Raw genomic sequence first — 25,596 nt, 5'->3', positions numbered from 1 at the left:
TGCGATTTAGATAGGTACGACGTTACTGGCTCGGTTGTTACATGGCGCGTCCAACACCTTCACCACATCATCAATGATCGCCTTGCTCATATCCTGCAAGTAATGCGATGCCCAGGCGTGCCGGTCGGTGTCGCGAACCATGGCCGCGTCTGACGCGAGCAGTTTGGCGACGTGGAGCAGATCGGAGGCGTGGGAGAGGGCTGCAATGACCGGGACGCCGGCGTTGATGCGGAAGAGCGGTTCGTTGGCGTGGTAGGAGAAGGGGGTGAGGCCGATGGTTTTAAGGTCTTTGGGGTTGGTCATTGGGCACCTCCGGTTTTTGGGCGGTGGTGGGTGATGGCAGGCGTAGCAAAGAGGGAAGTTTTGAACGGATCAATAGCGTGCATTTGCAATACTCCAAAATCAAAGTAGAGCTGCCGCGTTCGTTCTCAGGCGAATGGGTGGCAGCTGTGCGCAGGCTGAGAAACCGGTATGCACGACCCGGCAGACCCGAAGGTCTCCCACGCACAGCCGCCATTGCACGGAAATGCAGGCACAAAAAAACGCCGGCAATCGTGATTTAGGGCGCTGGTGCGCGCGCATATTACCCGGGTTCTCAGGCCCGGTCGCTGAATTGGCAGCGACGGTCTGAAGGTAGCTTGAGGGCGACGGATGCGCAATCGTGGCTAGGTGGTGGCTTGTGTGCAAATTTAACAAAGGAGATTAATAAGAATTTTAAATTACACCTACGTCGGAAAATTCATTCGACTTTTTAGGAGGGATTTGTAGGAGCGCTGTGTCACTGAACTAAAAAAGTCAGCTATATTTATGGCTTGGATCGAGCCTTGAAAAAATGCGGGTGTATGTTGAAAAAAATAACAAAAAACAATTCAAAAAACAGATCGATTGAAGGTAGGGTTTTTTATTTTTCTGTAATGTTTTCCAATTTTTGGATGACGCTAATTTCGCCCGTTATCATTGGTGCGTTTATTAGTAAATATTTTGCGACTGGGGAATTATCTAAGTTTACGTTGGGTGAAACGGTACTTTTTTCATTAAGCGCTTTTCTGCATCTAGTGTTTACCAGCGTTTTATTGTCGTCGAGCACTCGTAAATCCGTGACTCAAGAAGTAGAGAAGCTTATTAAGCAGAATAAGATTTTCAGAAAGATAGTGATTCCGAAAGCTTCCCAAATGTATCAAAACCTAAAGTTTCAACAAACTGTGTCGTATATTTCCACGTTGGAGTTGGAGAATTTAATCGATGAAATCAATGATTCTAATAATACTGACTGCACAAGCGCTCGGGTATCTGCTGATTTAGGAAAGATACTTTCGCCTCTAGTCAAATATAGAGCGGAGCTTTTTGGTTATAGCTCGACGGCTTTATATAACTTTGCATTATACCTTTATAATGAGAGCACAGCTCAGCTTGAGCTTAAATGGAGAAGCCATGATGACAGGCTCGTTACCACGGGGAGGAGCTGGAAACCGGGATTCGGCCATGTAGGATTAACATACATTTTGGATGAGATAAAAATTTGCCATGATATTACTAGGAGCACGGAGCTTTCGGTAAGCTCAAGTACTATCGGTGATGAGCATAAATATAAGTCATTTCTTTCTATGCCAATAAAAGACTCTGCAAAACTCAGCTCTGGCAGCAAACCGTTGGGTGTGCTAGTATTCACTAGTAATGAATCTAATCAATTTTCCTTGGAGAGAGATAAGATGTTAGGCCTGACAATAGCTAAACTCTTATCGATTTATCTGGATAAACGATTTGGAGCAAGACCATGAGAATATTTAATTTTCTTTCAAAGAAAAACAGCGAAATTGATAAAAATAGAGTTGCTGGTGGAAATGATATATATCATTCGTCGATATCTATGTTTTTTGAAGACGAGCTTTTAAAGGGCTCCGAAGAGAAAAATTCGTTTGTAGCGAGCTGGGTTGATTCTGAAATAAAAAATAGCGAAGATTATTTTAATAATGAGCTGAGGTCATCAGCTTCAAAAGAGTAGAGTCTTGTATTTGTTAATGACTAAGTAAGAGTTTTTTGAGTTTATATACTTACTTCGGTCCAATGTAGCATCACTATAATGAACTTAGGTGTCGAGGGCTCTAATTAGAGGCCGTCCTGAGTGGAATTATGAAATTACGATTTGTTGACGAGAGCCCGACCTGTTCGGGCTTTTTTACGTCCGGAAAGGTACTGGGCGCCCAGGAAAATGTGCCCCTAACAACAGATCTCTTAAATCTCTGCGAGAGCTTCCTGATTAGCGAAGAAGTCACGTCGAGCTCGGATTGTAATAATTACACCGCGTAACTAATGATGTTCCCGCCCCCACCTTTATCCCCTCCAGCTAACTCCCTACATTGAACTCCAACGCCGACCCATTCATTCCGAAGGGAAGGTCACTGGAGATTCCTCATGCCTTTCGTAAGCGTACGCATCACCCGCGATGGCGTTACCTCTGAGCAGAAAGCTCAGGTGATCGCCGAAATCACTGAAACCCTGGAACGCGTCCTGAAGAAGGATCCGCACCTGACCCACATCGTGATCGAAGAAGTCGACACCGATAACTGGGGCTACGCCGGCATCAGTACCACTAAGTACCGCAAGCAACTGGCTGAGGCGGAGGGCAAATCATGACCGCGTCCGTCTCCATCGATTTCATCTCCGACGTGGTGTGCCCGTGGTGTGCATTGGGTGCGACGGCGCTGGAGCAAGCGATCGAGAACGTGGCCGGTGAGATTTCAGTGGAGCTGACCTACAAGCCCTTCGAGTTGAACCCGGACATGCCGGCAGTCGGCGAAAAAGCGGTTGAGCATTTGATGCGCAAATATGGACGCACCGCCGCAGACGTCGCCGCCGGCAAAGCGATGCAGATCGAACGTGGCGCGGCCCTGGGGTTCAAGTTCGATCTGGACAAGCGCACTCACTTCTACAACACGTTTGATGCGCATCGGCTGCTGTTGTGGGCGTTGCAGGAAGGGCGGCAGGTCGTACTCAAGAAAATCCTGTTGCGCGCTTACTTCACCGACGGCCAGAACCCGAGCGATCGCGAGACGTTGGTGAGTCTGGCTGCTGAAGCGGGACTGGATGCGGCGGCGGCTCAAGAGGTGTTGGCGTCCGGCGCATTTGCCAAAGAAGTGCGTGAGCTTGAAGCGTTTTACCGCCAGCACGGCATCAACTCGGTCCCGGCCATGGTGCTGAACGGTCGCCATCTGGTGTCCGGTTCGCAGTCGGTCGAGTACTACGAACAAATGTTGAGACAAATGGCCAAGACCCCCGCCGAAGCCTGATTACTTACTTATTCAAACCATTCTTAATTAGTAGAGGTTCATCATGAGCAATTCGAAAAAAGTCATCGTTATCACTGGCGCATCCCAAGGCCTCGGCGCCGGCATGGTCAAAGCCTTCCGCGACCTGGATTACAAAGTTGTCGCCACTTCGCGTTCGATCAAACCGTCCAGCGATCCGGACATCCTCACCGTGGCGGGCGACATCGGCAACCCGGAAGTCGCACAACAAGTCATCCGTGAAGCCATCGCACGTTTTGGTCGCATCGACACCCTGATCAACAACGCCGGCATCTTCATCGCCAAACCGTTCACCGCCTACACCGCCGAAGACTACGCCAACGTGTTGTCGGTGAACCTGAACGGCTTCTTCTACATCACCCAACTCGCGATCAACGAGATGGAAAAGCAAGGCAAAGGCCACGTCGTCAACATCACCACCAGCCTGACAGACCACGCGATTGATGGTGTGCCGTCGGTACTGGCCTCGCTGACCAAAGGTGGTTTGAACGCTGCGACCAAGTCCCTGGCGATTGAGTACGCCAAGCGCGGGATTCGGGTGAATGCGGTTTCCCCTGGCATCATCAAGACCCCGATGCACGGCGAAGAAACCCATGCAGCGCTGGGCAGTCTGCACCCGGTCGGCCACATGGGCGAAATCAACGACATCGCTCAGGCGGTTGTGTATCTGGACAACGCCAACTTCGTCACTGGCGAAATCCTGCACGTCGATGGCGGTCAGAGCGCCGGTCACTAAGACCTCTTTGACTTGTCCACAGCGCCGTCGATCACTATCGACGGCGTTTTTATTGGAGAACGCAGCATGAACACCCACGCTCACAAGGTTTTCCTGATCACCGGCGTCAGTTCAGGTTTCGGCCTGGCCTTTTCGCAAGCAGCGCTGGCGGCGGGGCACACGGTGGTTGGCACGGTGCGGCGCGAATCCGAGTGCGCCGCGTTCGAAGCGCTGGACGCCCATCGCGCTAAAGCGTTCGTGCTCGACGTCACCGATTTCCCAGCCATCGAACCACTGGTGGCTGACATCCTGCGCGAGGTGGGGCAGATCGACGTGCTGGTGAACAACGCCGGCTATGGGCACGAAGGCATTCTCGAGGAATCGCCACTGACTGAAATGCAGCGCCAGTTCGACGTCAACGTGTTTGGCGCGGTGGCAATGATCAAAGCAGTCCTGCCCGGCATGCGTGAACGGCGCAGCGGGCATATCGTCAACATCACCTCCATGGCCGGCTTCATCACCTTTCCGGGCATCGCTTACTACAGCGGCAGCAAATTCGCCCTTGAAGGCGTTAGCGAAGCGCTGGCCAAAGAAGTCGAAAGCCTGGGCATTCACGTAATCGCCGTGGCACCTGGCTCATTTCGCACCGAATGGGCTGGGCGCTCGATGATCCGATCCGGTCGCACCGTGAGTGACTATGACCCGGTGTTCGATCCAGTGCGCAAGGCGCGGGAAGAGAAGAGTGGCAAGCAGGCTGGCGATCCGCAAAAGGCTGCGCAGGCGTTGCTGACCTTGGTCGCCGCTGAAAAGCCGCCGGTTCATCTGTTGCTGGGTAAGGATGCGGTGAGGTTGGTGCGTGAAAAGATTGCGCGGTTGCAGGGGGAGATTGATGCTTGGGAGCATCTTTCGGTTTCTACGGAGTTTGAGTGATTGATGGCCGGTGTATAAATATCCAGAACCCAGAAACAACAAAGCCCTCGTATTTCTACGAGGGCTTTGTTTTGTGGTGTCGGCAATAGATCTGAAAATCATTTGGGCGCCCCCCTCCTCTCGTAGGAGGCGAGTGATTCCATTCGCTACAGTCAGAAAAGCGCCACATCTTCGTCGTCGGGGACTTCGTCCGTAACAATCACTCGTGCGTGTGCGCTGTGCTCGTCCTCCATGCGCAACCCGAAGTAGCGGGTATCGTTGGCGTCCCAAAATGCCTCTATCTGTGACATGGGTGCATGTTCAAGCAGCACCTCGGCGCTGTGCTCCAAGATGATCGAGTAACGTCGTTCGGTGTTCATTACAAAGAGGCTCGCAACGGCGGAGTGAAGTGGCAGGTTGTGCATAAGCACTGCTGTCATTATGCCGCCTCACTGATTTTCGACCGTAACCGCTCATCGTTTCGGTGAGATATGTAGATGCGCGGTACCAGAATTGGCTGCGTCGATTCCGCACCTTTGATGAATGTAACCACCCTTCAGCGAGCGGGGCGCAAAAAGGGGCGAACACGGAACGGGGAGCCAGCAGAGGAAACCCAGGAGCGTAAGACCCATAAACGAAAAAGGCCCACCTTTCGGTGAGCCTTTTTCGATACTGCGTATGGTGCCGGCACCAGGAGTCGAACCCGGGACCTACTGATTACAAGTCAGTTGCTCTACCAACTGAGCTATACCGGCGTGTTAGGGCGACGATTATAGCGATTGGATTGGTTCTGTAAACCCCTGAATTCAGACTATTTTTGCGCAGGTGTCAGGTCAGGCGCGAAGCAGGGTTTTCTTGAGTTTCTGAAGGGCTTTCCAGGTGCGGCTGTTTTGCATCGCGCGCAGCTGTGCTTCGGCCTGTTCGGCGCGTTGCAGGGCGGCGGCGAGTTGGTGTTCGGCGTCGCTGACGGGGTGGCTGAAGTTGTGGCCTTTGCAGAACTGGAACTCGTCCAGGTTGCACGGCGGGATGTCGAAGGCGGGTTTGAGGTTCAGGTGTTCGTTGGCCAGGTAGTAGGTGTTGATGCCGTCGAACAGGATGGACTGATAGCCGGCGTCGGTGACGAGGGTTTCCCAGGTCTGGTCGCGGTCCCATGGGGTTTCGATGAGGATGACCCACGGCCGCCATTGGCTGAAGTCCATGCCGCGCAGGACGGTTTCTTCGTGGCCTTCGACGTCGATTTTCAGAAAGTGGATCTCGCGGCCTTGGGCGTGTTCTTCGCAGATGGAGGTCAGGGTGCGGGATTGGACGGTTTGGCTGCGCACGTCCATGCCGGCGTCTTTGTGCATTTGCGCCATGGCCGGGTCGAGGGTGGAGAGGCCGGTGCCGGCGATGCCGTAGAAGGTCAGGTCGTTGGCGCTTTCACCTGCCACGCATTGCAGGTTGGTGTCTTTGGCGCGTTCCTGGCACAGCGCTTCGTAATAATTGGGCATCGGTTCAACGTTGATGCCGGTCCAGCCACGGTCATAGAAAGCTTTTGTCACGGAGTCGTGAGTGGGGTGGTTGGCACCGACGTCGATATAGAAGCCGTTTTCGACGGTTTTGAGGGCGCGCCACAGGCGTATGTCTTCGAAATTCTGTGCGTAAGAAATGAACGTCACTGTGGCTTCCTGTCTGTCAGAGATTTCTTGTTCGTGGGCGCACTTTGGCGCTCTTGTCTGCCTGTATAACAAGGGTGATCGCGGCACGCAATTTTCCGCCGAGCGCGACCGGGTTTCGGCGGTTATGTCCTTTTCGTCGGACGCTTATGCACAACGGCCGCACTCAGGAGTGGCGCTCATGACTTTTTTGTGGACCCATTCTCATTTGTGCGCAAATGCCTGTTTTTCTCGGTTTTTTATCATGTGTACGAAAATTGAACAGTAGCGTTTCACCCCTGAAACAGGCGGTTATATTGGATCCATGATAATTCCATCAACAGAGTTATCCACAGGCTGTGGCTTTTTACGGACGTTCTGCCAGGAGCAGGAAATTGCGCGGCGTGAGCGGGGTTTTGCAGAAGGTGCCGAGGCGAACGGTGTAGCCCTGATCGGCCAGGAAAAGTGCCCGATCGAGTACCAGCCAAAGCTCCAGCGGGCGTCGGAAAAGGCCACGCAGCAATTCCAGATTGCGCACTTCGGCAAGTCGGCGCCAGCCAGCGGCTTCGAGTGCTGACCAATCTTGCGGGCCGGTTGTGGATAACTCTTTCAACGCGGCCAAATGATGGCAGTAGTCGGCGAAGGATTTATCCAGCCAGGCACTCGGTAGGGAGGGAGTTGGCAGGTACTCGTCAACGCCACGCAGTTGTCTTTGCAGCAGGTCGAAGCCGAGGCGCCGGGCCATGGAAATGTCGCGCTGACGTCTGACGCGAGCCCCGGCGGTGACGGTTTCGCTCATCGGCAATGAGAGATCGTCGAGGGAGAGTTGTAGGTCGGATCGCAAACCGGCCGGGGAAAGCGGTTGGTACGCAGTAAGGCTGATTCGGTTATAGCAGCAGGGCGCGATCGCCAATTGTTTGCAGCCTGCGGCGCTGGCTAATTGAATGAGCCGCACGTGCAGATCACCACAAGCATGCAGCGCAACGGGCGTGTGATCGGCATTCAACATCGCAATGGTATCCGCCGCGAGCACATCCTGTTCGACATGCAGCGCATGCAGGTGATGGCGTTGACTGAGCGCCTGGCCGCTGGAAACCAGCGCAGGGTCGTATTCCAGGCAGGTCAGTTGTTGGCCGTGTTGCAGCAACCGTCGACCCAAATGGCCCTTGCCTGAACACCAATCCAGCCAATGCCTGGGCGGCGAGGTAAACGACAAACGACTGGCGAACGCTTCAATCTGCTGCCACTTACGGCCCGGCACATCGACATTCAATCGATGCCCGGCCGCTTCCAATGCATGCGCCGGCAACTCGCCCACCGAATCCAGCTCAAGGGAAAGCGCCGCCAACGCAGCAAATGGCTGCGGCGCATCCAGCAAACCGGGTTGGTTATGGCTGCTTTCCGCATCCTCCAGCGACCGTCCCCGTAGCCAAAGTGCCAGTTCCGGGTAGGACGCTTCCCAAGGAAGTTGCAGATGAGTAAACGGACGAGGCTTCCACAACGCCTGATGCTTTATCAGAAAAGCATCCAGCGCCGTGAAACGGGCGAGCAGAGCCTCGCCCGTCAGCACAGGAGAATCAGCGCCCTTGGCAGGCATCGACGCGCAGCCAGCGCTCCAGCAGCTTGAAGCCACGCACCAGCACGTAAGCCATCAGCAGGTAGAACATGCCCGCGGCGAAGAAGATCTCCACCGGCAGGTAAGTCCGGGCAATGATGGTGCGGGCCATGCCGGTCAGTTCCAGCAGGGTCACGGTGCTGGCCAGCGCGCTGGCCTTGAGCATCAGGATCACTTCGTTGCTGTAGGCCGGCAGGCCGATGCGCGCGGCACGGGGCAGGATGATGTAGAACAGCGCTTTCGGTCGGGACATGCCCAGCGCCCGCGCGGCCTCGATCTCGCCCGGCGGGATCGCCTGAATTGCACCACGCAGGATTTCGGCGATGTAGGCCGCCGTGTGCAGGGTCATGGTCGCCGTGGCGCACCAGAATGGATCGCGCAGGTACGGCCACATCGGGCTGTTACGGACCGCATCGAACTGCGCCAGGCCGTAATAGACCAGGAACAGCTGAACCAGCAACGGCGTGCCCCGGAAAAAGAAGATGTAGGCATAGGGAAATGCCCGCACGTACCAGAGCCGCGATGAGCGCGCGATGCCCAGCGGAATGGCCAGCAGCAAACCCGCAATGACGGCGATGGCCACCAGTTCCAGGGTCAGTGTGGCGCCCTGGGCCAGCTTCGGCAGCCACTTGATGATGACTTCCCAGTTCATTGGGTGCTCCTCGCGAAGCCGCGAGCGGCGCGTTTTTCCATGAAGTACATGCCCGTCATGGCCAGAATGGTCAGGCCCAGGTACATGAACGCGGCCACCATATAGAAGGTGAACGGCTGTTTGGACACGGTCACGCCGATTTGCGCGTGACGCATGATTTCTTCCAGGCCGATCACCGACACCAGCGCCGTGTCCTTCATCAGGATCATGAACAGGTTGCCCAGGCCGGGCAGGGCGATGCGCCACATCTGCGGCATGATCAACCGGGTGAAGATGCGAAACTTCGACAGGCCCAACGCCACGCCGGCCTCACGGTGACCTTTGGGAATCGCCAGGATTGCCCCGCGAAACACTTCCGTGGCGTAGGCGCCGAAGCACAGCCCCAGCGCAATCACACCAGCGGCGAAGGCATTGAGTTCGAGGTCGGGATTGCCGAAAAACTCGCCCAGGGCACGCATCAGGTTGACCGTGCCGAAGTAGATCAGCAGCACCCACAGTAATTCCGGGATGCCGCGAACCAGTGTCGAATAAGTGCCGCCAAGCCATTGCAACGGCTTGTACGGGGAAGTCTTGGCCAAGGCGCCGAGCAGACCGAGCACCAGCCCCAGGCACAGGGCCGAGAGTGCCAGTTTCACAGTCATCAGCGCGCCAGCGGCGAGTGCCGGGCCGAATCCGTAGAGATCGATAGTCATGGATTTCTTTTCAATGTGCAGCAGGCAATGCCAAGGGCTGGCGCCGTCAAAGAACGGCGCCGGCCAGGCAAGTCAGAATCAATAGATGCTGAACGGGAAGTACTTGTCGTTGATCTTCTTGTAAGTGCCGTCTTCGACGATTTCTTTCAGGGCAAGGTTCAGCTTCGCGCGCAGGGTGTCGCCTTTACGTACAGCGATACCAATCTTGTCGCTTTCTTCCACCGGGTCGCCCTTGAATTCATACGAACGACCGGCGTCGCTTTTCAGCCATTCGTAGTTGACGTATTTGTCGGCCAGGATGCCGTCCAGGCGCCCGGAGGTCAGGTCCAGATAAGCGTTTTCCTGGGTGTCGTAGAGTTTGACTTCGACGTCTTTCATGTTGTCTTCCATCCAGGTGCCGGCGAGGGTCGCACGTTGTGCGCCGATCACTTTGCCTTTCAGGGAATCCTTGTCGGTTTTGAACTCTTTGTCTTTCGGCGCGATGAACTGCAGTTTGTTCGAGTAGTACGGCTCGGTGAAGTCGACCGCTTGCTTGCGCTCGTCGGTGATCGACATCGAGGAGATCAGGAAGTCGAACTTCTTGGCGTTCAGGGCCGGGATGATGCCGTCCCAGTCGGACGTGACCACGGTGCAATCGACTTTCATCTTGGCGCACAGGGCGTCGCCGATTTCCTTGTCGAAGCCGACGACATTGCCACTGGCATCTTTATTGTTGAACGGCGGGTAGGCCGCTTCGATGCCCATCTTCAGGGTTTCAGCCATGGCACCGGCGCTGAACGCCAGGGTGACGGCGGCAGCCAGGAAGACTTTTTTGAAGTTCTGCATGCGGGTAGCTCCGTTAGCGGTTGCTGGACATGAATTGTTTGCAGCGTGCCGAAAGCGGGTTTTCGAACACCTGCTGTGGCGATCCTTGCTCTTCTACCAAGCCCTGGTGGAGGAACACCACCTCGCTGGACACCTGACGGGCAAAGCCCATTTCGTGGGTGACCAGCAGCATGGTGCGGCCTTCTTCGGCCAGTGCGCGGATGACATTAAGTACTTCCTGGACCATTTCCGGGTCAAGGGCAGAGGTGGGTTCGTCGAACAGGATCACCTTGGGCTGCATGGCCAGCGTGCGGGCGATGGCCGCGCGTTGTTGCTGGCCGCCGGACAGTTGCGCCGGATAGGCGTGACGCTTGTCAGCGATGCCGACCTTGGCCAGCAGGGCTTCGGCGACTTCGATGGCTTCGGCCTTGCTCTGGCCGAGCACCCGGCGCGGGGCTTCGATGATGTTGTCGAGCACGCTCATGTGCGGCCACAGATTAAAGTTTTGAAACACAAAACCAATCTCGCTGCGCAGACGGTTGATCTGCTTGCCGTCGGCAGCCACCAGTTCGCCGTTCTTGGCGGCTTTGAGCTTGAGTTCTTCACCGGCCACCAGGATCTGGCCCTGGTGCGGGTTTTCCAGCAGGTTGATGCAACGCAGGAATGTGGACTTGCCGGAACCGGAAGAACCCAGGATCGAGATCACGTCGCCGTCGCGGGCGGTCAGCGAGATGCCTTTGAGCACCTCGAGCTGTCCGTAGCGTTTGTGCAAGTTGCGAATTTCAAGCGCGGGCGTGGCCTCAGCCATGTGCGTTCCTCATAGTGTTTCGCTCCTGCTGTTGGTTGGCCTTCCTGGCGAGGCGGCCAAGCTAGCATAGCGTTCGAATGGCAGCCAACAGCGCTACGGGCGGTAAACGGGTGGCATGTGGCAGGTTGTCGCATCGGTACAGCAGACTGTCGCGCTGCTATCAACCGAACAGCCGTTTGAACCAGCTGTCCCGCGGGTGTCGCGTAAAAAAGGGCGCGATGTTGCCAGCTTTGACGGGGTGTTGGAAGCGCTAACCGGCCAAACGTTCCTGATCTGCACTTTTATTGTGCGTCGACACATTTTCGGGTGTGTTTCTGGTGCGCTGTTTCGTTCTCAAAGTGGGTCGCAGGGTAACGCTCTGGCGAATTGCCATTAATCTCAAGGACTTGCGATGACTGTCCGGTCACGCCGCAGGCCCCGTGCTTCGGGAGTTTGAAACATTTTGGCGCAATTATTGCGTGCAGAATATGGAACGCCCTGTTGGTTTCTTTTTACGAGAAGGAACGCCGGACGGGATGGATGCAAATCGCTTTCCCTTACAAAGGTAGTTTCAATGAGCAGTACCCCAAGCTCCAATGGCCTCGAACAGGGGCTCAAACCGCGTCATGTGACCATGCTGTCGATCGCCGGGGTTATCGGCGCCGGCCTGTTCGTCGGCTCCGGCCACGCCATTGCTGCCGCAGGCCCGGCCGTGCTGTTGGCGTACGCCGCCGCCGGTGCTCTGGTGGTGCTGGTCATGCGCATGCTCGGCGAGATGGCTGTTGCTTCTCCGGACACGGGCTCCTTTTCGACCTACGCCGATCGCGCGATCGGTCACTGGGCCGGTTTCACCATCGGCTGGTTGTACTGGTGGTTCTGGGTATTGGTGATCCCGTTGGAGGCCAATGCCGCCGCGACCATCCTGCATGCCTGGTTTCCCAACGTGGCGATCTGGGCCTTCACTTTGGTCATCACTTTGCTGCTGACAGTGACCAACCTGTTCAGCGTGAAGAACTACGGTGAATTCGAATTCTGGTTCGCCCTGGTCAAAGTCATCGCGATCATCGGTTTCATCGCACTTGGCATCATGGCGATCTTCGGCTACCTGCCGAACAGCCAGGTCAGCGGCGTTTCGCATTTGTTCGACACCCAGGGCTTCCTGCCAAACGGCATGGGCGCGGTGTTGGGCGCTATTCTGACCACCATGTTTTCCTTCATGGGTACCGAGATCGTGACCATCGCGGCCGCGGAATCGAAGAACCCGGGCCAGCAAATCTCAAAGGCCACCAACTCGGTGATCTGGCGGATTGGTTTGTTCTACCTCGTGTCGATCTTCATCGTCGTGGCCCTGGTGCCATGGAATGATCCGGTACTGGCCGCTGTCGGTTCCTACCAGACCGTGCTTGAGCGTATGGGCATCCCGAATGCCAAGCTGATCGTCGACATCGTGGTGCTGGTCGCTGTGACCAGCTGCCTGAATTCGGCGCTCTATACCGCTTCACGCATGATGTTCTCTCTGGGCAAGCGCGGTGATGCGCCGGCCGTTTCCCAACGCACCAACAAGAGCGGCACGCCGTACTGGGCCGTCATGTTGTCGACTGGCGCAGCGTTCCTTGCCGTGTTCGCCAACTACGTAGCCCCGGCTGCGGTGTTCGAATTCCTGCTGGCCAGTTCCGGCGCCATCGCGCTGCTGGTGTACCTGGTGATCGCGATTTCGCAGCTGCGTATGCGCAAACAACGTATGGCTCGCGGCGAAAAAATCGCCTTCAGCATGTGGCTGTTCCCGGTCCTGACCTATGCGGTGATCATCTTCATCGTCGCGGCCCTGACCATCATGCTGTTCCAGGAAGCCCACCGCGTCGAGATCCTCGCGACAGGTCTGCTGAGCTTGTTGGTCGTGGCTGCGGGCTTGTTCGTAGCGCGCCGTCGTCGCAACGAGCAGTTGATCGCAGCGGTTGCGCGCTGAGTGTTCTGACACTGTAGAAACACAGAAACGACCGCCATCAGAAATGATCGCGGTCGTTTTTGTTTTCATTCAGACGAGTGATCGGGCGTTTACCTGATGGACACAGTGATGGCTAGATAGTAGCCTTCTCGCCGAATGTGTATCTCGCTGTTGCGGGGTGCGATGGAGTTTCAGGACACGGATTGTTCGACGCCCCCAGCCTTCCTGGCTAAAGCCCCGACCCTTTCTTGCCTGCTCCCTCATCTGACGCGAGTCACAGATGCATTTGCGTGTGCTTGCCGTTTAAAGCGCTGCATGGAGAGCCCGGCCATCCAGCCAACCCATTGGGGCATCAAGGAGACAGGCATGGCGTTTACATCGGTTGTGTTCAAAAACCCTAACACCGGTGCCATGAAAGAAGCGCCAATCGGCTTCTCGTGGACCGTGTTTTTCTTTGGCTTTTTCCCGGCTTTGTTCCGTGGTGATTTCAAGTGGGCGGCGATCATGTTCGTCGTGGCCTGCTTCACGTTCAGCCTCAGCAACCTGGTGTTCATGTTCATCTACAACAAGCTGTACGTTAAGGACCTGATCGATGCCGGCTACAAGGCTCAGTCCATCGCCAAAGGCGAACTGGGTTATGCCAGCGCCAAGCTGGGTTTTGATATTCCGCGTCTGGAAGGTGTTGCTGCCTGATTGTTGTTTGAAGGTTTAAAAAAAACGGCCGCTGTCAGTGATGACGAGCGGCCGTTTTTTTTCGTTAGCTTTATTCGATTCAATCGGGATGAACCCAATCCTCTACACGTAATCCTGGCACCCGTTCGAACTCACGCAGATTGTTGGTGACGACAATTAACCCTCGTGAGCGCGCATGTCCGGCAATCATTTGGTCATAGGGACCAATGGGCGTTCCGGCCGTCGCTAGCTCGGACCGTATCATTCCGGTATGCGCGGCTGCTTCATTGTCGAAAGGGAAAACTTCAAGGCGGGCTGTGAAGCCTTCAATTACCGCGAGGTTCTTTTCGGGGGTCGCTGATTTTTCGGCACCGTAGATCAACTCCATCAGCGTAATCGCGCTGATGCATAACTGTCCGTCATGCAAGTTGAAAGCTTCTCTGACTATTTGCGGTTTGTTCTTGATGGTGAAAATACAGATATTGGTATCGAGCATGAACTTGATCATCAGAACGACTCACGCTCCTGATCGGCGGGTTGTTGGCGATCAGTCATAAAATCTGTGCTGACGTTATCTCCATCGAACCAGCTATCCCATGTCTCGTCTGCAGGCGTAATGATGCGAGCCCGACCGATGGCAAATACGTTGACCCGTTTGACGTCACTTGGCATCGCCACAGCTTTCGGCAGACGGACAGCCTGGCTTCGATTGCTCATGAAAAGGGTAGTCTGTTCCATTGTGGCCTCCTGCGTTTTTACTGGTGTCTGAGTCCAGAGAATAGATCTCTATTGGGATATGTCAATGGGATATACCTATCCGATGACGAGAGGTCGATGAGCTTTGGAAATGGACATAAAAAAACGGCCGCTGTCAGTGATGACAAGCGGCCGTTTTTGCTTTCAAGGGCGAGTATTTATTCGCTCTTTTCTTCCTGCGCATCCAGCGACTGACGATAGCTGTCCAGCGCATCGCCAAAATCAGTGATGAACTGCGGATCGGTCAGCCACGCCTGTGCGGCATCGCGGTCCATGCCATCGGTCCACATGCGGTAGTCGATCAGCATGTCGGCGGCCAGGTGAGTGGCGGCCATGGCTTCGTTGTCGGCGTTTTCCATGTCCAGCAGTTCGGGGTGGTCGCTGATGATTTCGGCGAGGTCCGACAGCAGGGCCAGCAGCATGTCATTGCGGCTGATGGCTTCGGCGTCGCGCATTTTGCTGAACATCGCCAGGGTGTATTCCGGGATCGGCTCGCCGATTTCGCCCAGGTCATCGCCCAGGTCATCGTCCAGTGCGGCGGGTTTGCGGCCGTGGATGTTGATTTGTTTGGCTTTGATCTTGGCCCGTTTGGCGCGTTTTTGCTGCTTGTTCAGGGATGCCATTAAATTCAGTTCGCTTTCTGTTGGGTTTGGGCCGCAATGACGTCGGACGCCGCGACATAGTCAGCCTGGAAGGCTGGCGATTCGATCCACGCCAGGGCGCCGGCTTCATCGACTTCGGTGGACCATTGGCGATATTCGATCAGCGCTGCGAGGATGAAATCCATCGCGCCTTCTTCGCCTTCCTGCTCGTACACCAGTTCCAGCAGCGGGTCTTCGAGGAAGGCCATGCACATCGCTTGCTGGCTGATTTTTTCGGCGTCGATCATTTTTTTGAACAGTTCGGTCAGGTCCACCGATTCGAAGTCGATGCGATCGTCATTCGGGTCCAGTTCCACCGGCGCGGCGGCCCGTTGGGTGCGGTTCTGCTTGGCCTTGGCTTTGGCGCGTGTGGCGCGTTTTTGCTGCTTGTTGGCGGAGGCCATGGGGGTCGTTCCGTATTTCGTTGAGTGGGCAAGTCCATCAGCTGCGTGGCACGCGCCGCCCGGGTGTGTCGGGGGCCAGTTCGCCGGTCTGCAACCAGGACAATGCAATGGGCCATAGTGTGGCTTGGTATGCGCTGCGAAAAAAGGCGAAATGTCCGACTTCTTCTTCGCCGATGTCTTCGGGGGCGATTCGCAGGTGGGTATTTGTGCTGTGGGTGAAGTAGCCGAGCAGGCGCTCGATGGCGGCAATCGTACCGTATGGGTCGTCGCTGATGCTGATGGCCAGGGTTTTTGCGGTGACTGATGCAAAGGGAAGCCGGCCGGTTTTTGCGTGCATGAGGCGACCACTGGGCCGCGTTTCGTAGCGCGCAGTGGGGGTGCTCCAGTCGCGAACCACCGCAGCGGGCGTGTCCTCCAGCCAGCCGAGGCGTTTGCCGGGGAAGTAGCCGTAAAGCCGGGTCATCAACGGCATCACCACATGCCACTTGCCGAACATCCGACAGCGATGGGCGGGCGCATAGTCGCGCCAGTAAGCGAATTGCGCGCCGACTGTCACCAAGTGCCGAATCAAATGCCCGGACGCTCCCAGACCCGCTGCACAGCCTCCAAAGCTGTGACCGACGACATCAATGGGCTGGCCTGGGAATTCGCGCTGCGCGCGCTTGAGCATCGCCTCGAAATCCAGCGCGCCCCAATCGGACCATGACGCCTGCAACCCTTTCAACGACGTTGGGCGCGACTCGCCGATGCCGCGGTAGTCATAGGTGATGACATCGAAATCGTTGGCGAACAAGTAGTCGGCGAAGCGCGAATAATGCCGGCAACGAACCGAGGTGGCCGCGTTGATGATGACGACCGGGCGCGCGCGGTCCTGAGAGGCGTGCCGCCAAGTGAGGCCGCCGAGGATGAAGGCGTCTGCGGCGGGCTCCTTGAACGGTTCGCCAGCAGTATCGGTGGTCAGCGACAATTCGATCTGAGTCGGTGCCAGTGAAGGCATGTCCTGCAAATTCATCGGCTTTGGACCTTTGCGGGTAGTTGCCAACGATAGTCCTCGTGCAGCTAGTGGACAATCCATGTGTTTAGAGGCGGATTTGATCGAGCAGGCGCTCTTCTATTGCCGCCCGTTCCCGGTCCAGCTCAGCGCGAAGTTCGTCTTCGCTTGGCAGCACTAGTTTGTATTTGCTGGCGAACAGTTGTTCGTTCCCCTGTAATACTGAGTAACGCACCACTGACTCGTTTTTTTGAGCGCAAAGAATGATGCCGACGGTTGGACCATCTGCTTCCTTGCGCTTAAGATCGTCGTACATGCGTACATACATGTCCATCTGTCCGACATCCTGATGGGTTAATTCGCCGCGCTTCAGGTCGAAGATGACGAAGCAATTGAGCAAGTAGTTGTAGAACACCAGATCGATATAGAAGTCTCTGCCTTCGGTGCTTATTCGTTGTTGTCGAGCGATAAATGCAAAACCTTTTCCCAGTTCAAGCAGGAAGCCCTGAAGTTGCTTGATGAGTGCTTGTTCAAGTTCGGTCTCCAGTATCACCCCGGTATCGGGCAAACCAAGAAACTCCAGCATCACGGGATCTCTAACGAACTCCCTGGGATTGTCGTTCATCGCGTGGATATTCCTAATGGCTTCTGTCATGACGGCAGACTTGTCCCGACTCATAAGCAGGCGTTCGTAGTAGAGGGTGCTGATTTGGCGTTCCAGGGCGCGGCTTGACCAGTTTTGGTTGGCAGATTCGTCCATGTACCACTTGCGCGCCTTATCACTGTCGACTCGCAGCAGCCTGCGGTAGTGGGTCCAGCTCAATTCGAGACGCAGTGCGTCTCGAATTGGAAACGCCTGATAAAACAGGCGCATTTTTCGCAAGTTGGTTTCGTCAAAGCCTTTCCCGAACTCCGCTGTCAGTGCCTTCGCCAGCGTCGACAGAAGCTGTTTGCCATAACCCGCCCGCCGAGCCCCCTCCTGCTCGAACTCGACAATATGCCTACCAATCTGCCAGCAGGTTTGCACCTGAACGGTATCGACCGCTCGCAACACCTTCTGGCGTGCCTGACGTATCAGTTCCCCAAGGTTTCCCACCAGAGAGGCGAGTTGGGGATCTTTAGTGATTTCGGTTTTGACGATGCTCCTGAAGTCTTCCGCAGCTGGAGGAACAGGCGAAAGAGGATGGCAAAAGAGTGCAGGGCGGCGATGCAGGGCGCGGCCGGGATATCCGCAGGAAATGCCGGATTCGTTTTGCAGGAGCAATCCGACTGAAATGCGTGCTTGAGGAATACAACGTGTAGTCCATTTCGCAGTGAGCCCAAGTACCAATCAATCTAAAACTTGAGCATCCAGCGAGAAATCCAAAAGGAGTAACGATTGGGTTCCGTGGAACCCGGGAGCCACCATCATGAAGTCCATCCATTCCCTCATGTTTTCCATCGCCACCATCGGTGTGCTGATGTTTCCCGCCATGTCAGGGGCCGCGAGCCTGGAGCCCATCGACAACACAGGCGTGCAGATTCAGCGCCAGGAACAGAACGGGATTACCTATCTGTCCGGCGGTATTGGCGAGGATGAAGCGAAGGCCATTCAGCAAACGACCGGCTACAACCTGCACATGACCTTTTCCATTGGGCCGGAGGGTAAATATGTGCCGGACGTGGAATTGGTTATTCAGAGTGCTCAAGGGCAATCAGTGCTGACACTCAGTCAGGCAGGGCCTCTGGTTTACGTCCAGTTACCGGCCGGCAAGTACACCGTGGTCGCCACCCGTAATGGTGAGGAAAAGCGCGACACGACAGATGTCGGCAGCGCTGGCGTGCGTAATCTGGTGTTCAACTGGAAGGGTGATGAGTGACGGTGGCAGTCCTTCGAGACTGCCCCTCGCCAGTTGATCAGTTGATCAGGCTTGCGTCGTCTGGCCACGCAGGATCAGTTGTTTACGCTGCTCTTCAGGCAAGTCGTTGATGCAGTAGTTCACGTAAAAAATGTTCAGGAAGAAGGTATAGAACCCGTTCATGCGCAGGTCGATTTTGTGCTCGTTGAGGGCGTATTCCGACAGTGCGTTTTTTGCCTTGAAGGCCCATACGATGTACAGCGCGTTCAATGCGATCAGCAAAATGCCGGAAAGCGAGTCGAACAACACGTCACCCAGGTTCGACAACGCGCCGCTCCAGCCAAGGCAGACGGCGACCCAAATAATATAAGTGTCGTCGACCACTTTGATTTTCGTGGTTTCGTTGATCTTCTGGTTGCTCTTGTACAACCACAACAGCAAGTAGATCCCGGCGGTCGCAATCGACAGCAGGACCATGTTCAAGGTTTTGGTGTTGATCTTGTCTTTCAGTTCATTGATGTCAGACATAACTGTTCCATGTTCAGGACTTTCGAGAAGGGAGCGTGCCTGGAAGGCTGGCTTCGTGGAGTCGAACAGGGGAGGGCAGTGTTTTGCGGGGAGGGGTGAAATGCACGCACTCCTTGCGCTGTCTCTATCCTGTATCGGCTGATTCGGATGCGGGGCATCGGGATCAATGTCGGCTTTATTCCATGCACGGGGAAAATAATAGCATGGCGCCATCATCGAGGCGGCGTACTAAAGCGTGATTGTTTTCCGGCAGCTGTGCTGCGGTGGATTGTCGTTATCAAATCCCAGGCATAAAAAAACCCTGAATCTTGCGATTCAGGGTTTTCGGTATTTGGTGCCCAGAGACGGAATCGAACCGCCGACACGGGGATTTTCAATCCCCTGCTCTACCGACTGAGCTATCTGGGCAACGGGGCGCATTAAACGGGTTTTTCAGGGGGTCGTCAAGCAAGTTTTCAAAAAAATTTAACTATTACCGTCGCTTACGTTCCGACCCCCGATAAATCGGGATTATTCCGCCGGCGGAACGTAGCCGTCAGCCTTGGCGTATTCCTCGCCAGAGAAGTACTTGTCCATCTCGCCCTGAAGGTATTTGCGGTCTTCGGCGTTCATCATGTTCAGGCGTTTTTCGTTGATCAGCAGGGTCTGGTGTTTCTGCCAGTCGGCCCAGGCCTTGGCCGAGACGTGGTCAAAAATGTCCTGACCTTTGGCGCCCGGGAATGGAGCGCGCTCCAGGGCGGGCAATTCTTCTTTGTACTTGCGGCACATGATGGTGCGGGTCATGACAACTCTCCTGCGTTCAATACGGCGGCCGCGCGTTCGAGCAAGGTTTTGACCGGGGCGGCAAGGCCCAGGCGCGGCGGGGTGGCGAGGTTATACCAGAGCCAGTCGGCCTCGGCCACGTGATGGCCGGCCTCCTGGACCTGAACCAGCCAGGGTTCGATGGACAACTGGAAGTGGCTGAAGGTGTGGACCAGACTCGGCAGCGCTTGTTGCGTGCCCAGTTCCAGCGAGTGCTGCGAGGCCAGATGTTGCAGGTCGTCGAGGTCATCGAGTTCCGGCAGGCTCCACAAACCGCCCCACAAGCCCGTAGAAGGCCGGCGGTAAAGCAGAATCGCGCCTTCACCGTTGGCGAGCATCGGCATCAACGTGCGCTTCTGTGGCACGGTCTTGCGCGGCTTCGGGATCGGGTAGCGGGTTTCCAGGCCAAGCATGTGCGCTTCGCAGCCCTTTTCCAGCGGGCAGAGCAGGCAGCTCGGTTTGCTGCGGGTGCAGAGCGTGGCGCCCAGATCCATCATCGCCTGGGTGTAGGCGTTGACCCGATCATGCGGCGTGAAGCGCTCAGCGTTCGCCCACAGCTGTTTGGCGACCTTCGGCTCGCCCGGATATCCCTCTTGCGCGGTAAAGCGCGCCAGCACCCGTTTGACGTTGCCATCGAGGATCGGCGCCCGCAGGCCCATGCTCAGGCTGGCGATGGCGCCAGCCGTGGACAGCCCGATGCCCGGCAACTCGACAAGCTTTTCGACATCTCGCGGAAACTCGCCGCCGTACTCGGCCACGACGATCTTTGCGGTTTTCTGCAAATTGCGTGCGCGAGTGTAGTAACCCAGGCCGGTCCATAAGTGCAGCACTTCGTCTTCCGGCGCGGCAGCCAGGGCCTCGACCGTCGGCAGCGAAGCCATGAAACGGTCGAAATAATTCAGCACGGTGCTGACCTGGGTCTGTTGCAGCATGATCTCCGAGATCCACACCCGATACGGCGTGATGCCTTGTTGCCAGGGCAAATCGTGGCGGCCGTGGCGGTCGTACCAGTCCAGCACCGCCGTTGAAAACTGCTCGGCTCTCATCGCTTGAACAGCCCCTTCAGCGCGTTTTTCAGTTCGGGGCTGACCTTGTCGCCAAGCTTCTCGTCGATTTTTTCACTGATCCGCTCGCCCGCCAGTTTGCTCGCGACCTCGCCCATGCGTTCGTTATCGAGACGGCACGCCTTGGCGCCCAGTTCCAGCGGGCCACGGCAGCGCAGCGGCCACTCGATGCCGACGAACTTCTCGCCGACCTGGCAGGCCGGGTCCGGCATGTCGCTCTTATCGCCTTCGACGATCACGCCCACGCGATAATCCATGCCCAGTACTCGCAGGTCGACGTCGCCGTCACCTTTGACGGTCATGCCCGGGATGCGCACTTTCAGGTCTGGGTTGCTGGCCACGCCGTTACGGAAGGTCAGGTTACCGTTGAGCTCCTGGAACGGTGTGTCCTTGCCCCGTGGCTCGCCGCTGAGGCTTTTGCGGTTGAGTGTGGCGATGCCTTTGCACAGTTGTTGTTCAAGGTTGGCGTTGAGCAGCACGCCGTTGTTGATGACGAAACTGGCGTTGCCGTTGAGCGTCTCGATCAGCGCTTGCTGGCTGTTGCCGCTGCCGGTCAGCGCGCTGTTGAGCGTCACCAGGCCTCTGACCGGTGGGTTCTTCCCTTGGCTTTCAAGGATTTTTTCCACGGGCACTTTGGTGATGCGCGTCTGCATGTTCAGCGCCGGTACTTCCGGGCGCACGTCCAGGGTGCCCTTGGCTTCGAAGTTGCCGCCGTACAGGTCGCCGCGCAGTTCCTCCAGAGTCAGCAGGCCGCCTTGGCCAGCGGCCTTGAGCGTTGCGTTCTGAATCGGCAGTTTGTCGAGGGTCAACTGGCCGAAGGTCAGGTCGGCCTGCACGTCGAGTTTGCGCAAGCGTTCTACCGGCAACAGGCGTTCTGTACTCCACGCAGTTTTGGTCGGTGCGGCGGGCAACGGTGTGCTGCCGGCGCCCGCCATGGCGTCGGCTTCGGTGCTGGCGACTTCGGCCTGACGCACTTGCGTCGCGCTACTGGCTTCGGCGGACTTGGGTGGCAGATAGCGGTCAACGTTGAAGGTGTCGGCCTTGAGGGTTGCGCGCAGCGATTGCTTGGCGAAGTCCTCGACGGCGATGCGGCCACTGAAGCTGCTGTCGTCGACTTTCAGGTTGATGTTGTCGAGCGACAGGCTCGCAGGCGTGCCCGCCAGACGGCTGACCAGCTCGACCTTGCTCAGGCTGCCTTCGGCCATGGCCGGGAGTGTCTGGCCGATGCTGTCGACGAATTTCGCCAGGTCGAACTGAGCAATCGAAATGCCGCCGCTGATTTGCGGCGTCTTGTCGAGGTCGTTGACCTTCAACTCGCCCAGTGCGCGCATTTGGTTGGCAGAGATCTTGATACCGGTCCATTCGGCGACGTTCGCGGCTTTATCCAGCAGCAACTGACCTTGGGCGGCAAAGGTCATGGTCTTGCCTTGCAGCGGATCGCCGGCGACTTCGCCGGAGAGTTTCATGTCCTCGAATTTGTAGCGCTGCAAGGCGCGTTCGAAACGCAGCTCGCCATTGAGCTCGGTGCGTACCCGCAGGACCGGCTGATTGGTGCCGAGGAACGCCGTGAGTTTGACCGGAATGTTGGTCGAGTCGTGGACCGGGCCGGTGCTCAGCTGGATGCTTTCGGCGCTGAACTGCTTGCCTGTCTTCTCGTCGTTGTATTCAACGCGGGCGTTGTTGACGGTCAGGCTGTCGATGTCCAGGCGAATCGGTTGGGCCGGTTTCTCCGCCTGGGCGGTAGTGGTCGGCGCAGGCGCAGGTTCGCCAGCAGCAGCGGCTGGCGTGGCCGGGGTGACTGGCGCCGGGGCCTTGCCGATGTCTTCCCAGTTGCCGTGGCCGTCCTTGTCGCGGTTCAGGCGCAGGTTAAGGCCTTCGACGCGCACGTCACTCATCTGCACTTCGCGGCGCAGCAGCGGCAGCACGCGCACAGACAGACCCAGCATCTGCAAGTCGGCGAACGGTTCGGTGGGTTTGGCCAGGGTCGCGACACTGGCTTCGTGCAATTCCAGGCCAAGCCACGGGAACAGGCTCCAGCCGATATCGCCATTGAGCGTCAGCTCGATGTGGGCCTTGTCGCGGGCAATCTGGCGAATCTCGTCTTTATAGTCGTTGGGATCGAAGAGGTGGGTCAGGGCAAAGCCCAGCGCCACAATGATCAGCAACAGCCCGAGAAGCACCAGACCCAGGATTTTGCCGAACGCTTTCATGGGCGAGTCCTTGTAGTTAGTCGAATTCGAAATTTAGCCGGGGAGTATAGCGCTCCGAAGCGGACGACCGGTCAGCGATCACGTCGGCAGCACATCCAGCGGCACTTTCAGCTTGGCGGCCAGTGCCTGAGCTTCGAGATGCCCGGCAGGTGCCAGCAGACGCAAGGTCACGCCCGATTGCGAAGCCATTTTCCGCGCTTCGTCCACCATTCGTTCGGCAACGCCACGGCGACGGGTAATTTTTCGCACGCAGATTTGGGACAAGTGCCAAACGTCGTGGTTTCGTTGCAAGCGAGCCGCGCCGAGCAGCCGATCATTGAAGCGTCCGGCGATCAGCGAACCGTCTTCCAGGCAGCTTTCGATCAGCTGCAAACCCCCTGAAAACGGGGCGAACAGCCAGTCCGGAGCGTCGCGGTAAATTTTTTGCAGGTCTTGCTGATCCTGATAAGTGGCTTCGTGCAGCAGCTCGACAATGATCGGCATGGCGGTTCCTTCAGTGGTACGAGAACAGATGACTTACACAAAGGTGATATCACTTTGGTTTTTCTGTCACGTACAGATGGTAACCTCTGCCGGTTCGTCCGTCCTTCTGCGACGTGATGTCGCACCAAAATGGAGCTTCACCCTGAAAAAGACAGTCATGCGTGCGCATAAGGCTGGGGGTGAAGAGTGGCTGGCGAACCATACTAATAATTGGGGGATACACAATGACCACGAGTATCACGGCGGATGGCTTTACAGCCAATCAGCCCGGGTTCCTGTCCAAGGAACGCATCATCGCCAAGCCCGGTTTCAACCGTTGGCTGGTACCACCGGCCGCACTGGCCATCCACCTGTGCATCGGCATGGCTTACGGCTTCTCGGTGTTCTGGTTGCCACTGTCCAAAGCCCTGGGCGTGACCAAGCCGGTAGCCTGCGCGCCGGACATGAGCTTCATCTCGCAAGTCTTCTCGTCGCAATGTGACTGGCCGATCTCGATGCTCGGCTGGATCTACACCCTGTTCTTCATCTTCCTCGGCTGCTCGGCAGCGATCTGGGGCGGCTGGCTGGAACACGCCGGGCCTCGCAAGGCTGGCGTTGTATCGGCACTGTGCTGGTGTGGTGGTCTGCTGATTTCGGCGCTGGGGATTTATACCCACCAGATCTGGCTGATGTGGATCGGCTCCGGGGTCATTGGCGGTATCGGCCTGGGGTTGGGTTACATCTCGCCGGTGTCGACCCTGATCAAGTGGTTCCCGGACAAGCGCGGCATGGCGACCGGCATGGCGATCATGGGCTTCGGTGGTGGTGCGATGGTCGGTGCTCCGCTGGCCGCAGCCCTGATGGGCCACTTCGCTTCGGCAGACAGCGTCGGTGTGTGGCAGAGCTTCCTGGTGATGGCCGCGATCTACTTCGTGTTCATGATCGGCGGTGCACTGTCCTACCGCGTGCCGCCAACCGGCTGGAAACCTGAAGGCTGGACCGCTCCGGCGAAGAAAGCTTCGAACGCGATGATCACTCACCGTCACGTCCACGTGAATGTGGCGTGGAAAACCCCGCAATTCCGTCTGGTGTGGCTGGTGCTGTGCCTGAACGTGTCGGCGGGTATCGGCATCCTGGGCATGGCTTCGCCGCTGTTGCAGGAAGTGTTCGGCGGTAAATTGATCGGTGTTGACCTGCCGTTCGGTCAGTTGGACGCCGGGCAACTGGCTTCTATCGCGGCGATTGCGGCCGGTTTCACCGGTTTGCTGAGCCTGTTCAACATTGGTGGCCGGTTCTTCTGGGCGTCGTTCTCGGATTACCTGGGCCGTAAAAACACCTATTTCGTGTTCTTCGCCCTGGGCTTTGCCCTGTACGCGCTGATCCCGAACCTCGGTCACCTGGGTAACGTTGCGCTGTTCGTGGCGGCGTTCTGCATCATCCTGTCGATGTACGGCGGTGGTTTTGCGACCGTGCCGGCTTACCTGGCAGACCTGTTCGGTACGCAAATGGTCGGCGCGATCCACGGTCGTCTGCTGACGGCGTGGGCGGCGGCGGGCGTGTTGGGTCCGGTGTTGGTGAACTACATTCGTGAGTATCAGTTGAGCATCGGCGTTGAGCGCGCCGCGGCTTACGACATCACCTTGTACATCCTCGCGGGCTTGCTGGTGCTGGGTTTCCTGTGCAACCTGATGGTTCGCCCGGTGGCCGACAAGTACTTCATGACCGACGCCGAACTGGCCGCCGAACAGGCGCTGGGCCACGACAAGGGTGCTGATGCCAGCACTGTGCTGGAGTGGAAAGCGGCGCCGGGCACCAAGCCGTTGGCGATTGCTGCGTGGCTGGTGGTGGGGATTCCGTTGGCGTGGGGTGTCTGGGTGACCCTGCAGAAGACGGCGGTTCTGTTCCATTAAGTAAAACGCACTGCCCCTGTGGGAGCGAGCCTGTTCGTGAATGCGGTCTGACAGTCGACAGAGATGTTGAATGTGAAGGCCCTTTCGCGAGCAGGCTCACTCCCACATTTGTTTGAGGCGCCATCAAATCCGCTTGTATGGACATGTCTATCCCCGATACTCCCGGATTCACTCCGTCAGTGATATCACCTCCCGTGTTTCTGTTTCGCGCCCGCGCCCCTATAATGGTTGCCTTTTTCGCCCAATGATTTTGCGGAGCTG

At 56.8% G+C, this 25,596-nt stretch carries 29 protein-coding genes and 2 tRNA genes; 10 read left to right on the top strand and 21 right to left on the bottom strand.

Annotated features, from left to right (window positions below):
- Positions 1–6: 6 nt before the first annotated feature.
- Positions 7–303 carry a DUF3077 domain-containing protein gene (locus tag AB4N91_RS25345; RefSeq protein ID WP_010464659.1) on the bottom strand — a complete coding sequence of 99 codons (297 nt, stop codon included), beginning with the start codon at positions 301–303 and terminating at the stop codon, positions 7–9.
- A 539-nt stretch (positions 304–842) separates the two neighbouring features.
- On the opposite strand from AB4N91_RS25345, the gene AB4N91_RS25340 reads away from it, so the two are divergent.
- The 6 genes from AB4N91_RS25340 to AB4N91_RS25315 all read left to right on the top strand — a co-directional run bounded on the left by AB4N91_RS25340 (position 843) and on the right by AB4N91_RS25315 (position 4,950).
- The gene (locus tag AB4N91_RS25340) at positions 843–1,778 is read left to right on the top strand and encodes a GAF domain-containing protein (protein WP_094469610.1); all 936 of its coding nucleotides are present in this window, start codon (positions 843–845) and stop codon (positions 1,776–1,778) included.
- Entirely contained in the window at positions 1,775–2,002 is a 228-nt protein-coding gene (locus AB4N91_RS25335) for a hypothetical protein (RefSeq protein ID WP_102593444.1), read from the top strand. Before AB4N91_RS25340 ends, AB4N91_RS25335 begins: the two co-directional genes overlap by 4 nt.
- Before the next feature lie 410 nt (positions 2,003–2,412).
- Entirely contained in the window at positions 2,413–2,634 is a 222-nt protein-coding gene (locus AB4N91_RS25330; protein ID WP_010464654.1) for a tautomerase family protein, read from the top strand.
- On the top strand, positions 2,631–3,287 hold the full coding sequence (locus AB4N91_RS25325) for a DsbA family oxidoreductase (RefSeq protein ID WP_200667476.1): 657 nt from the start codon (positions 2,631–2,633) through the stop codon (positions 3,285–3,287). The genes AB4N91_RS25330 and AB4N91_RS25325 overlap by 4 nt, the downstream gene beginning before the upstream one ends.
- A 43-nt stretch (positions 3,288–3,330) precedes the next feature.
- Entirely contained in the window at positions 3,331–4,041 is a 711-nt protein-coding gene (locus AB4N91_RS25320; protein ID WP_154911937.1) for an SDR family NAD(P)-dependent oxidoreductase, read from the top strand.
- Between the two features lie 66 nt (positions 4,042–4,107).
- Complete coding sequence (locus AB4N91_RS25315) at positions 4,108–4,950, top strand: oxidoreductase (RefSeq protein WP_460111868.1); 843 nt, start codon at positions 4,108–4,110, stop codon at positions 4,948–4,950.
- A 152-nt stretch (positions 4,951–5,102) separates the two neighbouring features.
- Here the strand turns inward: AB4N91_RS25315 and AB4N91_RS25310 are convergent, their stop codons facing one another.
- The 8 genes from AB4N91_RS25310 to AB4N91_RS25275 form a co-directional block, all read right to left on the bottom strand.
- Complete coding sequence (locus tag AB4N91_RS25310; protein ID WP_460112682.1) at positions 5,103–5,309, bottom strand: hypothetical protein; 207 nt, start codon at positions 5,307–5,309, stop codon at positions 5,103–5,105.
- A 299-nt stretch (positions 5,310–5,608) separates the two neighbouring features.
- Positions 5,609–5,684: transfer RNA gene (locus tag AB4N91_RS25305), tRNA-Thr, on the bottom strand.
- A 78-nt stretch (positions 5,685–5,762) separates the two neighbouring features.
- Positions 5,763–6,587, bottom strand: coding sequence for an FkbM family methyltransferase (locus tag AB4N91_RS25300; protein WP_221108036.1), 825 nt, complete (start codon positions 6,585–6,587; stop codon positions 5,763–5,765).
- 343 nt (positions 6,588–6,930) lie between these two features.
- Complete coding sequence (locus AB4N91_RS25295) at positions 6,931–8,160, bottom strand: methyltransferase (RefSeq protein ID WP_460111867.1); 1,230 nt, start codon at positions 8,158–8,160, stop codon at positions 6,931–6,933.
- The gene (locus AB4N91_RS25290; protein ID WP_221108040.1) at positions 8,141–8,830 is read right to left on the bottom strand and encodes an ABC transporter permease; all 690 of its coding nucleotides are present in this window, start codon (positions 8,828–8,830) and stop codon (positions 8,141–8,143) included. Before AB4N91_RS25290 ends, AB4N91_RS25295 begins: the two co-directional genes overlap by 20 nt.
- Entirely contained in the window at positions 8,827–9,522 is a 696-nt protein-coding gene (locus AB4N91_RS25285; protein ID WP_010464638.1) for an ABC transporter permease, read from the bottom strand. The genes AB4N91_RS25290 and AB4N91_RS25285 overlap by 4 nt, the downstream gene beginning before the upstream one ends.
- 78 nt (positions 9,523–9,600) lie before the next feature.
- Positions 9,601–10,347, bottom strand: a complete 747-nt coding sequence (locus AB4N91_RS25280) for an ABC transporter substrate-binding protein (RefSeq protein ID WP_010464636.1) — start codon at positions 10,345–10,347, stop codon at positions 9,601–9,603.
- 13 nt (positions 10,348–10,360) lie between these two features.
- Positions 10,361–11,134: an ABC transporter ATP-binding protein gene (locus AB4N91_RS25275; protein WP_007897462.1), complete on the bottom strand. Its 774-nt coding sequence runs from the start codon at positions 11,132–11,134 to the stop codon at positions 10,361–10,363.
- A 553-nt stretch (positions 11,135–11,687) separates the two neighbouring features.
- Here AB4N91_RS25275 and gabP point away from each other — a divergent pair.
- Together gabP and AB4N91_RS25265 are read left to right on the top strand one after the other, a co-directional pair.
- Positions 11,688–13,079 (top strand): GABA permease, encoded by a 1,392-nt coding sequence (gene gabP, locus AB4N91_RS25270; RefSeq protein WP_077747581.1) that lies wholly within the window; start codon positions 11,688–11,690, stop codon positions 13,077–13,079.
- Positions 13,080–13,424: 345 nt separating this feature from the next.
- Complete coding sequence (locus tag AB4N91_RS25265; RefSeq protein ID WP_010464627.1) at positions 13,425–13,751, top strand: hypothetical protein; 327 nt, start codon at positions 13,425–13,427, stop codon at positions 13,749–13,751.
- Positions 13,752–13,830: 79 nt separating this feature from the next.
- Here the strand turns inward: AB4N91_RS25265 and vapC are convergent, their stop codons facing one another.
- The 6 genes from vapC to AB4N91_RS25235 form a co-directional block, all read right to left on the bottom strand.
- Positions 13,831–14,238: a type II toxin-antitoxin system tRNA(fMet)-specific endonuclease VapC gene (gene vapC, locus AB4N91_RS25260; RefSeq protein WP_460111866.1), complete on the bottom strand. Its 408-nt coding sequence runs from the start codon at positions 14,236–14,238 to the stop codon at positions 13,831–13,833.
- Positions 14,238–14,468, bottom strand: coding sequence for a type II toxin-antitoxin system VapB family antitoxin (gene vapB, locus AB4N91_RS25255; RefSeq protein ID WP_083375253.1), 231 nt, complete (start codon positions 14,466–14,468; stop codon positions 14,238–14,240). Before vapB ends, vapC begins: the two co-directional genes overlap by 1 nt.
- A gap of 176 nt (positions 14,469–14,644) precedes the next feature.
- Positions 14,645–15,109, bottom strand: a complete 465-nt coding sequence (locus tag AB4N91_RS25250) for a hypothetical protein (protein ID WP_083375252.1) — start codon at positions 15,107–15,109, stop codon at positions 14,645–14,647.
- A gap of 5 nt (positions 15,110–15,114) precedes the next feature.
- Entirely contained in the window at positions 15,115–15,531 is a 417-nt protein-coding gene (locus AB4N91_RS25245) for a hypothetical protein (RefSeq protein ID WP_010464618.1), read from the bottom strand.
- 37 nt (positions 15,532–15,568) lie between these two features.
- Positions 15,569–16,543 (bottom strand): alpha/beta hydrolase family protein, encoded by a 975-nt coding sequence (locus AB4N91_RS25240; RefSeq protein ID WP_460111865.1) that lies wholly within the window; start codon positions 16,541–16,543, stop codon positions 15,569–15,571.
- 67 nt (positions 16,544–16,610) lie between these two features.
- Positions 16,611–17,663, bottom strand: coding sequence for a PDDEXK nuclease domain-containing protein (locus AB4N91_RS25235; RefSeq protein WP_460112681.1), 1,053 nt, complete (start codon positions 17,661–17,663; stop codon positions 16,611–16,613).
- Positions 17,664–17,931: 268 nt separating this feature from the next.
- On the opposite strand from AB4N91_RS25235, the gene AB4N91_RS25230 reads away from it, so the two are divergent.
- Positions 17,932–18,381, top strand: coding sequence for a carboxypeptidase regulatory-like domain-containing protein (locus AB4N91_RS25230; protein ID WP_460111864.1), 450 nt, complete (start codon positions 17,932–17,934; stop codon positions 18,379–18,381).
- 45 nt (positions 18,382–18,426) lie between these two features.
- On the opposite strand, the gene AB4N91_RS25225 is transcribed toward AB4N91_RS25230, so the two are convergent.
- The 6 genes from AB4N91_RS25225 to AB4N91_RS25200 form a co-directional block, all read right to left on the bottom strand.
- Positions 18,427–18,888: a DUF4234 domain-containing protein gene (locus AB4N91_RS25225; protein ID WP_438661569.1), complete on the bottom strand. Its 462-nt coding sequence runs from the start codon at positions 18,886–18,888 to the stop codon at positions 18,427–18,429.
- 332 nt (positions 18,889–19,220) lie between these two features.
- Positions 19,221–19,296, bottom strand: a tRNA-Phe gene (locus AB4N91_RS25220).
- A gap of 102 nt (positions 19,297–19,398) precedes the next feature.
- A complete protein-coding gene (locus AB4N91_RS25215; RefSeq protein ID WP_010464608.1) occupies positions 19,399–19,671 on the bottom strand; it encodes an oxidative damage protection protein in 273 nt (90 codons plus the stop codon).
- A complete protein-coding gene (gene mutY / locus AB4N91_RS25210) occupies positions 19,668–20,735 on the bottom strand; it encodes an A/G-specific adenine glycosylase (protein WP_424480549.1) in 1,068 nt (355 codons plus the stop codon). Before mutY ends, AB4N91_RS25215 begins: the two co-directional genes overlap by 4 nt.
- Positions 20,732–22,963, bottom strand: a complete 2,232-nt coding sequence (locus tag AB4N91_RS25205) for an AsmA family protein (RefSeq protein ID WP_460111863.1) — start codon at positions 22,961–22,963, stop codon at positions 20,732–20,734. The genes mutY and AB4N91_RS25205 overlap by 4 nt, the downstream gene beginning before the upstream one ends.
- 78 nt (positions 22,964–23,041) lie before the next feature.
- Entirely contained in the window at positions 23,042–23,446 is a 405-nt protein-coding gene (locus AB4N91_RS25200; RefSeq protein WP_077747588.1) for an acetyl-CoA sensor PanZ family protein, read from the bottom strand.
- A gap of 224 nt (positions 23,447–23,670) precedes the next feature.
- Between AB4N91_RS25200 and AB4N91_RS25195 the strand changes: the two genes are divergently transcribed.
- Positions 23,671–25,335 carry an OFA family MFS transporter gene (locus tag AB4N91_RS25195; RefSeq protein ID WP_010464600.1) on the top strand — a complete coding sequence of 555 codons (1,665 nt, stop codon included), beginning with the start codon at positions 23,671–23,673 and terminating at the stop codon, positions 25,333–25,335.
- The last annotated feature ends 261 nt before the right edge of the window (positions 25,336–25,596 follow it).

The sequence above is a fragment of the Pseudomonas sp. H3_D04 genome (genome assembly GCF_054669175.1).
This window is presented reverse-complemented; position numbering and strand designations above follow the sequence as displayed.